Annotated in this window: 9 protein-coding genes, 1 other RNA gene and 1 pseudogene; 10 read left to right on the top strand and 1 reads right to left on the bottom strand. The window is 38.6% G+C overall.

All coding sequences use genetic code 11. The annotated features are described in order from the left end of the window. Positions 1-197 precede the first annotated feature (197 nt). Positions 198-833, top strand: coding sequence for a Bax inhibitor-1/YccA family protein (locus HNQ85_RS13340; RefSeq protein ID WP_181538197.1), 636 nt, complete (start codon positions 198-200; stop codon positions 831-833). A gap of 371 nt (positions 834-1204) precedes the next feature. Here HNQ85_RS13340 and HNQ85_RS13335 read toward each other — a convergent pair whose 3' ends face one another. Then, a complete protein-coding gene (locus HNQ85_RS13335; protein WP_181538196.1) occupies positions 1205-1486 on the bottom strand; it encodes a hypothetical protein in 282 nt (93 codons plus the stop codon). Between the two features lie 122 nt (positions 1487-1608). Here HNQ85_RS13335 and HNQ85_RS13330 point away from each other — a divergent pair, with 122 nt between their 5' ends. The 9 genes and pseudogenes from HNQ85_RS13330 to HNQ85_RS13290 all read left to right on the top strand — a co-directional run bounded on the left by HNQ85_RS13330 (position 1609) and on the right by HNQ85_RS13290 (position 10997). Continuing rightward, on the top strand, positions 1609-3000 hold the full coding sequence (locus HNQ85_RS13330) for an aldehyde dehydrogenase (protein ID WP_181538195.1): 1392 nt from the start codon (positions 1609-1611) through the stop codon (positions 2998-3000). A gap of 400 nt (positions 3001-3400) precedes the next feature. Beyond that, positions 3401-5653 carry a DEAD/DEAH box helicase gene (locus tag HNQ85_RS13325; protein ID WP_181538194.1) on the top strand — a complete coding sequence of 751 codons (2253 nt, stop codon included), beginning with the start codon at positions 3401-3403 and terminating at the stop codon, positions 5651-5653. Positions 5654-5714: 61 nt separating this feature from the next. Next, entirely contained in the window at positions 5715-6980 is a 1266-nt protein-coding gene (locus HNQ85_RS13320) for a ribonuclease H-like domain-containing protein (RefSeq protein WP_181538193.1), read from the top strand. Positions 6981-7318: 338 nt separating this feature from the next. Continuing rightward, positions 7319-7561, top strand: a complete 243-nt coding sequence (locus HNQ85_RS13315) for a spore coat protein (RefSeq protein WP_181538192.1) — start codon at positions 7319-7321, stop codon at positions 7559-7561. A gap of 62 nt (positions 7562-7623) precedes the next feature. Further along, positions 7624-8175: an SLOG family protein gene (locus HNQ85_RS13310; protein ID WP_181538218.1), complete on the top strand. Its 552-nt coding sequence runs from the start codon at positions 7624-7626 to the stop codon at positions 8173-8175. Positions 8176-8239: 64 nt separating this feature from the next. Beyond that, positions 8240-8536, top strand: a complete 297-nt coding sequence (gene gpsB, locus HNQ85_RS13305; protein WP_181538191.1) for a cell division regulator GpsB — start codon at positions 8240-8242, stop codon at positions 8534-8536. A 73-nt stretch (positions 8537-8609) separates the two neighbouring features. Next, an RNA gene (rnpB, locus tag HNQ85_RS13300) (RNase P RNA component class B) lies at positions 8610-9007 on the top strand. A 307-nt stretch (positions 9008-9314) separates the two neighbouring features. After that, positions 9315-9596 (top strand): annotated as a pseudogene (locus HNQ85_RS13295) (GGDEF domain-containing protein); the annotation flags it as partial. Between the two features lie 249 nt (positions 9597-9845). Further along, positions 9846-10997, top strand: a complete 1152-nt coding sequence (locus HNQ85_RS13290; protein ID WP_181538189.1) for a THUMP domain-containing class I SAM-dependent RNA methyltransferase — start codon at positions 9846-9848, stop codon at positions 10995-10997. Positions 10998-11393: the final 396 nt, after the last annotated feature.

The following is an 11393-nucleotide window of genomic DNA, read 5'->3' as shown; positions in this document are numbered from 1 at the left end:
GTTTCGTTCTTAGAGTACCTTTCTGAATTTCCAGAAAAAGTGCTCCAACGCATCGGACAGGTGGTTATGTCGGAAAATTAATCTGAATCTATATACAACCTAATTTTTTAACAAACTGGAGCAGAAATATATATTTTATAGTTAATAGTTAGAAATAAAGGAAATATGATAAAATGAATAAAAAGGGGGGGAGTGTAATGAGTTATTCAACAACGTATCAAACAAGCCCAGTAGCTAAGTTAGTTTATGCATTTTTAACCGCATTAGCGGTTGTTGCTTTCGGATTTTTTATCGGACAATGGGTTCCAGTAAGCATGGTGCTTCCGCTTATTATTTTAGAATTTATTTTATTGATTGCTATGATTGTAGCGCGAAGCAAGAAATCAGTTGGCTATTCTCTGATGTATAGCTTTATGCTTGTATCAGGACTGACTTTGTATCATGTTATTGCCAGCTATATCAATATTCTTGGTACTGGCGAGGTATTTAAGGCATTTACCTTAGCAGTTGTTTCATTTGTAGGCGTTGCGATTTATGCAGCAAGAACGAAAGAAGACTTTTCGTTCTTAGGCGGATTTTTAACGATGGGCTTATTTGCTTTATTAGGATTATTGCTCATTCAATGGTTTATTCCGTTTTCGAGTGTAGGACAAATGGGAATTTCTGCGTTAGGAATTCTGATTTTCCTTGGATTTACGATTTTTGATATCAATCGTTTAGTACGCTATGGCTTTACGGAAGAAGAAATTCCAATGATTGTTGTCAATATTTATCTTGATTTCATTAATTTATTTACGTACATTTTACGCTTCTTCGCAAGCGATGAAGATTGATAGAACTTTTATCCCAAAAGGGCTGTCCTCTAAAAAAGGAGGACAGCCCTTCTTCCTTGTGAACAAACAATTTTTTACACTTTAACGTTTTAATGAAGCGGGGGTCAGACCCCTAAATCACACAGATACATAGGAGGTAGCACCAATTATCAATAGAAGTGAGACGAAAAGTATTTCTGTGTTTCCTTGAGCCATTTCTGCTGGTTGAAAAGTCGAAAATAGAGAGAGATTTCTTAGTCAGTTAACCCACTAAATCGAAACAGTAGAAAGAAAAGTGACACCTACTGATAAAGACAATACCCGTTTTTCGTCATTGACAATGGCTGAAAAAATGAATTAGTGCTAATAGAAAAAGCGCTACCAAATTCATTTTAGCGATCAAGCGAGTAATCGGAAACGAGCCATTCAGTACTAAAGATTCTAGAGGCGGTTGTGATAAGAGCAATCATAACAATGTCTGTTGAAAGGACGAAAGCTTGGGTTAAGGAGATTTTCTTCCAGGAATTTGGTGTGGCCAGTAAATACGCTATCGAATCGCCAGCGATTAACCGTGTCATCAGTTGATTAGCTGTCATGATGCAGTAAATCGAAAGGATAAGAATGAAAAGTAAGGTATAATATTCTCCGGTGATAAATTCGGTCATGTTTCCCATGCCGGTATCCAAGCCGAATGCTTTGAGCCATTGCTCTGGTGTATGATACCGTTGATTTAGAACGCTTTATTGAAAAGCTAACCGTACTGTTTTTTCTACGGTGTAAAGGGGGATAGAGACAAATGACACTTTATCACTTTAACGCATCGGGGGTCAGACCCCTTTTAGAGAAACAAAAAGAATATTTTCGTACTGGGGTAACGAGGGATATTGATTTTCGCCTTGAACAGTTGAAAAGTTTGAAATCTGTAATTAAACGATACGAAAAAGAAATCATACAGACGTTAAAAGCGGAGTTGCGAAAGCCAGAGTTGGAAGCGTATAGCGCAGAGGTGGGGTTCGTATATGAAGAAATCAACTTTATTGTCAAGAGACTGCGCAAATGGGTAAAACCAAAACGGATGAGAACACCAATTACTCATATTGGTTCACGGAGCTATATTTATCCGGAGCCATATGGGGTCACTTTAATTATTTCTCCGTGGAACTATCCATTTCAACTCGCCATTGCTCCCTTAATTGGTGCCATTGCTGCTGGTAACTGTGCGGTGATTAAACCGTCGGAATATACGCCGAACATGTCTCGTCTTCTAAAAAAAGTGATCTCAGAGACATTTGATGAACGGTATATTACGGTCGTAGAAGGTGGAGTGGATGTTAGTACAGAATTGTTAACAATGCGTTTTGACCACATTTTCTTTACAGGCAGCGTTCCTGTCGGAAAGATTGTCATGGAAGCTGCTGCTAAGCATTTAACGCCAGTCACGCTTGAACTTGGTGGAAAAAGCCCAGCAATTGTGGATGAGAGTGCAAATTTAGAACTTGCTGCCAAACGAATTGTTTGGGGGAAATTTTCTAATGCTGGTCAAACGTGCATTGCTCCTGATTATATGCTCGTTCATAAACATGTCAAACAGCCGCTTATTGACAAAATGAAATACTACATTCGGGAGTTTTATGGAGAAAATACTGAAACGAGCGAGCGATATTCTGCGATTGTTAGTGAACGTCACGCTCAGCGTCTTGTTGATTTTTTAAAAACAGGAACAATTGTCCATGGAGGATGTTATAACATTGAAAAACGTTGGATTGAACCGACGATTCTCGAAGGAATTACCTGGGATGATGACATCATGAAAGAAGAAATTTTTGGCCCCATATTGCCGGTGATCGAGTATACATCTATTGAAGATGTGATTCAAATGATTCAGCAATATGAAAAGCCGTTAGCCTTATACTTATTTTCTGAAAATCGAAACATCCAAGAAAAAATGATCGAGCAAATTAGCTTTGGCGGCGGATGTTTGAATGACACGATGCTTCATATTGCGACTCCGTACCTTCCTTTTGGCGGAGTGGGGCAAAGTGGAATCGGTGCCTATCACGGTAAAGCTAGCTTTGATACTTTTTCGCATTATAAAAGCATCCTTAAACAAACGACGAAATTTGATTTATCCATCCGTTACCCAAACAATCCAAATGCATTAAAATGGATAAAAAAACTCTTCAAATAAATATTGTTGTAAAAAGTCACTAAATTTGAGTAAGAAGATGGTATTTCTCTTGTTTCTATTCTATTCATAAATTTTATGAAAAAGCCATGAAGACAAGATTCCCTCGTTTTCATGGCTTTTTTATTGTTATCGTAAATAATTCGGTTGTTTTCCATTGGCAAACCGTGCGTAAAATGATTATTTGGATATAGATCAAACTTACAAAAGAAAAAATTTTCAGCTAATAACTTCATTAAAATCACTTTACTTTACATTAAGCAACGCATTGATTTTTGACATAATCTCGAAAGAAGTCTCCCACTTCAAATTTGTGTCAGTAAATGAAATGTGGGTAGTTTACTAGAAAGCTTTACCCATTTTCGATTAAAATAGTAGTTGGTCTGAATGAGGTGAGGAAAAGATGAAGAAAAAAAGTCTTTCTCAATTAATAGAAGAATTAAGAAATAATCCGAATGTCGTGTATTGGCATGAAATTGAACCGCAAGAAGCGAAAACGGTTCCGATGCCTGACAGCGTTGATCACCGCCTTCGAAAAGCGCTAGAACAAAGAGGAATTGCCGCACTATATACACATCAATACTCTGCTTATGAAGCACTTCAAGAAGGAAGAAATATTGTTGCAGTGACGCCAACCGCATCTGGTAAGACACTTTGTTACAACTTACCAGTGCTTCAAGCGATTGCGAAAAATGCGAGTCATCGGGCGCTTTACTTATTCCCGACAAAAGCCCTTGCGCAAGATCAAAAAATTGAGTTAAACGAAATTATTGAGGAAATGGGAATTCCCATTAATAGTTACACGTATGACGGTGACACGGCACCGAGTATCCGGCAAAAGGTGAGAAAAGCGGGACATATTGTCATAACGAATCCTGACATGTTACATTCTGCGATTTTGCCACACCATACAAAATGGGTATCATTGTTTGAAAATCTGAAATATGTCGTCATTGATGAGCTTCATACGTATCGAGGCGTATTTGGCAGTCATGTTGCCAATGTGATTCGGCGCTTAAAGCGCATTTGTCGCTTTTATGGAAGCAACCCTCAATTTATTTGCACATCAGCAACGATTGCTAATCCAAAAGAGCTTGCCGAACATTTAACTGGGGAACCAATGACACTTATAGATAATAATGGAGCTCCTCGAGGGCGGAAACATTTTGTTTTCTATAACCCGCCTATCGTTAACAAACCATTAAATATTCGGAAAAGCGCTGCAGTAGAAGTGAATCATCTTGCTAAGGAATTTTTGAAAAATCATATCCAAACGATTGTGTTTGCCCGCAGCCGTGTGCGGGTAGAAGTGATTTTAAGTCATATTCAGGAACTTGTTAAGGACGAACTAGGCCCTAAAACGATTCGTGGTTACCGTGGTGGGTATTTGCCGAAACAGAGAAGAGAAATTGAAAAAGGATTGCGCAATGGCGACATTATCGGAGTTGTTAGTACAAATGCTCTTGAGCTTGGTGTTGATATTGGTCAACTTCAAGTATGTATTATGACGGGTTATCCGGGAACAGTTGCAAGCACATGGCAGCAAGCGGGACGGGCTGGAAGAAGACATGGGGATTCGCTCATTATTATGGTGGCCAGTTCTGCACCAATGGACCAATATATTGTCCAGCATCCGGAATACTTTTTTAACCGTTCGCCAGAATCTGCCCGCATTAATCCAGATAACTTAATTATCCTTGTTGATCATTTAAAATGTGCTGCCTACGAATTACCATTTCGCAAAGGTGAAAAATTTGGTCATATCGAAGTCGATGAGATCATGGAATTTCTTGCTGAAGAACGGGTGCTTCACTATAGCGGCGGAAAATGGCATTGGATGAACGACTCGTTTCCAGCACATAATATCAGTTTGCGTTCTGCTTCTCAGGAAAATGTCGTTATCATTGATATCTCCCATACAGCTAATCATAAAGTGATCGGAGAAATGGATCGTTTTAGTGCTATGACTTTATTGCATGAAGAAGCAATTTATCTTCACGAAGGTGTGCAGTATCAAGTGGAAAAGCTAGATTGGGAAGAGAAAAAAGCGTATGTAAGAGAAGTGGATGTCGAATATTTCACAGATGCCAATTTAGCCGTTCAACTAAAAGTTCTCGAGGAAGATAAAACAGTCGAAAGGAAGTTTGTCCGTTTACATTACGGTGATGTAACGGTAAATGCTCTTCCAACGATATTCAAGAAAATCAAGCTAAGCACGTTTGAAAATATCGGTTCCGGCCCGATCCATCTGCCGGAAGAGGAATTGCATACTAGTGCGGCATGGATTGAGTTTTCAGAAGAGATATTTCCTTTAGGCACTCAAACGATGGAACAAGTGCTTATCGGCATTTCTCATGTTTTAAGCCATTTAGTCCCAATATTTGTTATGTGTGACCGCGGTGATGTGCATGTCGTACCACAAATCAAAGCAACACATTCTGGATTGCCAACGATCTTTTTATATGACCGTTATCCAGGTGGTATTGGATTATCAGAGGAAGTGTTTAAGAGGTATGACGAAATCATCAAGGAAGTGAAAAATGTAGTTGAAAGTTGTCCGTGTGAAAAGGGCTGTCCTTCGTGTATAGGAGTGACTGAAGAAACAATTGATCCTATAAAACAAACAATTTTAGCATTTTTAGATAAGTTGGAATAAAAGAAATCGGTCAGAACTCGATACAAATACAATATGTGAAGTCTAAAGCGAGAGGTAAGCGATGTCAATTCAGAAGAAATTATCGAGATTAAAAGGCTATATGTCAATCCCGTCTAAATCAGATGATCGAAAACAGTCAGTATCACAACAATCGGATGAAAAAGTGTCGATTCCCTATTTGGAACATTGGGAATCTTTCGGAGCCAAGCCGTTTTTCTTTGATGGCCAATATTGTTTCGTGCGTGAAGTGAGCTATCCTTTACATTATAAACATGGTCATTATCAGCTTGGCGAATTTTATGACGTTCATCGTCAGTGGAAACATTCACGCTTTGAACATCCTCTTTCAAGCAAACATCATGAAGTCTCTGATTTGTTTTTCTTTGATACAGAAACAACAGGTTTAGGAAGCGGAGCGGGTAATACGATTTTTTTGCTTGGTCATGCCCGGGTGCTTGATGACCGGGTTGTGGTCCGGCAACATTTTTTACCGAACCCGGGGGCAGAAGTAGCACTTTATCAAAGTTTCTTGTCTGAAGTAGACTATACAACACTTGTTACGTATAATGGAAAAGCGTTTGACTGGCCTGTATTGAAGACACGCCATACCTTTATCCGCGATGTTGTTCCGAAGCTTCCGGCATTTGGTCATTATGATTTGTATCATGCCTCAAGGAGAATTTGGAAACACAAGTTGGAATCAGTACGTTTAGTCAATGTTGAAAAAGAAATACTTGGTATTGAACGTCATGAAGATATCCCGGGCTTTTTAGCACCAATGTTGTATTTTGATTTTCTTTCGACGCAAAATCCAGAAGGAATTTTCGGTGTGCTAAAACATAACGAAATCGATGTGTTGTCATTAATTGTGTTATATATTCATCTTTCAAAACAAATTTTAAGCGCAAATGAGATGAAGAATGCCACTGAACAATTTGAAATGGCACGCTGGTTCGATTCATTAGGGGAAATAAGCGTAGCGCGAGAAACGTATGAGCGGGTAGCAGAAAGTAATGTACAAGAGGCGGCAAAAGCAAAATGGAATTTATCCCTTATATATAAAAAAGAAAAACGATATGAAGAAGCCATTGCCATTTGGCAGGAGTTGTTACAAGATCAGAGCGATTTATTGAAAATCAAGGCTGCCACTGAGTTGGCTAAAGTATATGAACACCATTTCAAGCAGGTGGAAGAAGCGTACACGTATGCATTACATTCTTACGATATATGGAAGTCACTTGTCCGCGCCTTTAAACAAAAAGATGAAAAGAAAGAACAGGAATTGTTAAGGCGTCTCCATCGATTAGAGCGGAAATTAAAAAGATGATTATTTCCTCGGCAAGCGCAAAAGCCGACAGAGAAAAATGAATATTCTATAAATTTTCTAAAATCTTGTAGAAATATCGAAAAATATGTAGAATAACTACTTGTGAGTAAATCGTGAATTTTGTATATTTCGATGGAGAGAAAGGCTTTGATGAGCATGTATAAGAAAATTTTATATTTATTTTTTGTTGTTGTTTGTTTAATTGCTGTTGTTTTTTCTAATTTGAAACATAGTTTCTATACGTTTATGTAAAAATAGGTGTCTGTCTTAGTACATGTCTACTCCTTTCAGCATAGGCTGGTAATGTAACACAGCTTAAAACGAAAGGGGTAATGTTCATGTATTGCAGACCAAATGTACTGGCACCAATCGTTCATCCGACAAAATGCTGCACACAACATCATTTCCAAGAGACGATTGTGCCACATATTCATCCGTCTCATACGACACATGTCAATCACCATGTTTATCAACATCAACACTATTTCCCACATACGGAGTCTGTCGTAGACGAAGTATCAAACCAGCACTTTCATTGCGGTGGCCCTGCTCCATTTCCTCAATTTCCATGGGGATATTAAAAAGGGAAAACAGGAACTGAAACGTTCAGTTCCTGTTTTTTATAATAAGGGGGAAGGCGATGATAAAAGTTCTTGCCATCACTGGTTATAAACCGTATGAACTTGGTATTTTTCATCATCAACATCAAGCGATTCCGTTTATTAAAAAAGCGATTGCCAAACAACTAATCCCTTTAGCTGAAGATGGATTAGAGTGGGTGATTATTAGCGGACAGCTCGGGGTCGAACTGTGGGCAGCAGAAGTTGTCTTTGACTTGCAAGCTGTTTATCCACATCTGCAGTTAGCGATACTTACTCCTTTTTTAGACCAAGAAGAAAATTGGAATGAGGAAAATAAAGAGTATTATGAATTTATCCTTTCTCAAGCTGATTTTGTTGACAGTATTACTAAACGCAAATATGAAAATCCAGGTCAATTTCGTTTGAAAAATCAATTTATCGTGGAAAAAAGTGACGGGTTATTAATTGTTTATGATGATGAAAAAGAAGGCTCCCCGAAATTTATGTTAGACGTTGCGAAGAAAAAAGCAGAAACAAGGAAATACGACATTTTTCCCATTACTTTTTATGATTTACAGGCTATTATTGAAGAGGAGCAAATGAACGACTGGTAAATTGACAATCCCCTTGATTTTTGAAAAAATAAAAAGAAAGTGAAAGGAACTGAGGTGATCGAGAATGCTATCAGATCGCATAAAGTTAACAGCGAAAGACATTCTTGAAAAAGAGTTTAAAGTAAGCATGAGAGGCTATAATCAAGATGAAGTCGATAAATTTTTAGATTTGATCATTAAAGATTACGAAACATTTCATCAACAAATCGAAGAACTGCAACAAGAGAATATGCGCCTGAAACGGCAGTTGGAAGAAGCACAGAAGCGCCAGTCTACTCCAGCAGGAACCACGAATTTCGATATTTTACAAAGACTATCTAATTTGGAGAAACATGTGTTTGGAAGTAAATTATACGATTGATACATAATACAAAATTTACTATTGAAAAACGAGAGGAATTTGACTATAATACAACATGCTAACAACATTAATAATGTTCGGGTAATCGCTGCGACAATTCTTTTGTCGTAGAGGAAAGTCCATGCTCGCACGGTGCTGAGATGCCCGTAGTGTTCGTGCCTAGCGAAACCATAAGCTAGGGCAGTCTGGCTACGGCTGGGCTGACGGCAGGGAAAGAACCTAAGTCCGCCTGAGGATATGGTTCGATTACCTTTAAAGTGCCACAGTGACGTAGCTCTAAGGGAAACCTTAGAGGTGGAACGCGGTAAACCCCACGAGCGAGAAACCCAAATGATGGTAGGGGCACCTTCCCGAAGGAAATGAACGGAGGGAAGGACAGATGAGTTTCTCATCTGTAGATAGATGATTACCGCCGGAGTACGAGGCGAGAAGCCGTTTGCAGTACGAAGGTACAGAACATGGCTTACAGAACATTATTAATGGGAGTAAGGAAATAAGAAAAGCTCTCCGACAATTTGAAGGAGAGCTTTTCTTATTTGTAATAAAACGGTGACCTATATGGCAATAAGTAGGCAAATATGTTTACTTTAGGCAACGGAAAATTTATTTTTAAGCGCGGATAAGACCTACACTTTAAGAAAAATCGGCAATGTTTTTTGAAAAGTGCCGGGAAATAAGAATACATAATGCAAAAACGTTAGAGCAAACGACATTTGCTGAATATACAAGTGAGAGTGTTGGTATCACCGATTCAAATATATGATGAGCCAACCTAGCTCTTGAAGTAGCAACTAGGTACAGTGTTGATGACATGATGGGGAAAAACAACGCATTTTACAATCTGGATTGCATGATAAGAAGTTTTATGAAAAAATGTAGGAAGAAATTAAAAAATAGTTTTTGGAAAGGTGAGATTTGGAATAAACGGAAAGATGGCGAACTGTTTGTTCAGTGGCTGACGATTCATTCCGTTACAGATAAAGAAGGAGACATTATGAACGATGTCGCGATTTTTTCTGATATGACCGAACATAAACGACATGTAGAACAGTTAAACTGATTGGCGCATGATGATATATTCACAGACGTTCCGAATCGCTGTTTGTTTCCGAAACGCTTGGAAAATCTTATTCAAATATCAAACGATTATTAAGATCGTGCATGATTGACGATTTCAATGAATCATAGAGAGAGTAGAAAAAGATAAACCATCCCAATTTTTACAAAAACAAGGATACTATGTTTCAAAACCGCTTCCTCTCTCGAAACGGTAAAAAATTTGGAATCAATGATGAACAGGGTGAGTGAAATGGGAACAATTACATTAATTGCAACAGCGGCAATGGGACTGGAATCGATTGTCGCTGATGAGGTGCGCAATCTTGGTTATGATTGTACTGTAGAAAATGGAAAAGTTACGTTTGAAGCAGATGAACTTGCTATTTGTCGTGCCAATCTATGGCTTAGAACAGCCGACCGCGTCAAATTAAAAGTAGGGGAATTTAAAGCAACGTCTTTTGAAGAATTATTCGAAAAGACGAAAGCGTTAAATTGGGCTGATTTTATCCCGGCTAATGCCGAATTTCCCGTCATCGGCAAATCGGTAAAGTCGAAATTATTCAGCGTGTCTGATTGTCAGGCGATTGTGAAAAAAGCGGTGGTAGAAAGTTTAAAACAGCATTACCGCGTTTCTTGGTTTGAAGAAACTGGACCGCTTTATCGGATTGAAGTTGCTTTACATAAAGACATTGCTACATTGACAATTGATACGAGCGGAGTTGGTCTTCATAAGCGCGGTTATCGCGTTGGACAGGGTGAAGCGCCATTGAAGGAAACATTGGCAGCAGCGCTTATTCAACTAACAAATTGGACTCCAGATCGTCCTTTTGTCGATCCATTTTGTGGTTCAGGAACGATTCCAATCGAAGCTGCTTTAATTGGTCAAAATATTGCCCCTGGTTTTAACCGGGATTTCGTTTCTGAACAGTGGGATTGGATTGGAAAACGGAAATGGGAACAAGCACGTCAAGAAGTAGAAGACTTAGCCAATTACGACCAGCCGCTAGAAATATATGGATTTGATATTGACCATCGTATGGTGAACATTTCAAAAGAAAATGCGCTTGAAGCTGGATTAGGTGATTTAATTACGTTTAAACAAATGCAGGTGAAAGACTTTTCGTTAAAACAGCCATACGGTGTGATTGTTGGCAATCCGCCTTATGGTGAGCGCTTAGGAGAACGCAAAGAAGTAGAAAAAATGTATGAAGAAATGGGGAAGACGTTCGCTAAGCTTGATACATGGTCGATTTACATTTTAACGTCTCATAAGGAATTTGAGAAATATTACGGCAAGCCGGCGACGAAACGGCGCAAACTCTTTAACGGTTTTATTGAAACCCAGTATTATCAATATTGGGGACCACGGCCACCGAAAAAAGTTGATATATCAAGGATTTGAACCGAAGTCATTGCGGATTGGCAAACAGTGAGTATTTTGAATCGGGATATGGACTAGATGCGGTCGCTAGGGAGATGATAGATTTTTTACTGAACTATTCAACTGAAATTAGGAAGTCGTTTTGTCAAAAAATGATATTATTCTGTTAGTTCAATGGCATTGATATGAAAAACATTGAAATTGGACGATTTATTGCATTCAAGTCAACCGTCATCCATGTATCGACCTTCCAATGCTTGTAGAGCGAATTAGTTTTCTGATGTTGTAGCCCTTCTTTTACTTAGATACAATATGTGTTGGAACATTCGCTCCCAGTCATATGGCAGATCATTGAGTAAGAGCAGTCGGTTTGTTCATGACTGTTCTTTTTTTCTATATGTTGCTTGAGATACAAAA

This window comes from [Anoxybacillus] calidus, assembly GCF_013760845.1.
Lineage (GTDB): Bacteria > Bacillota > Bacilli > Bacillales > Anoxybacillaceae > Paranoxybacillus > Paranoxybacillus calidus.
This window is presented reverse-complemented; position numbering and strand designations above follow the sequence as displayed.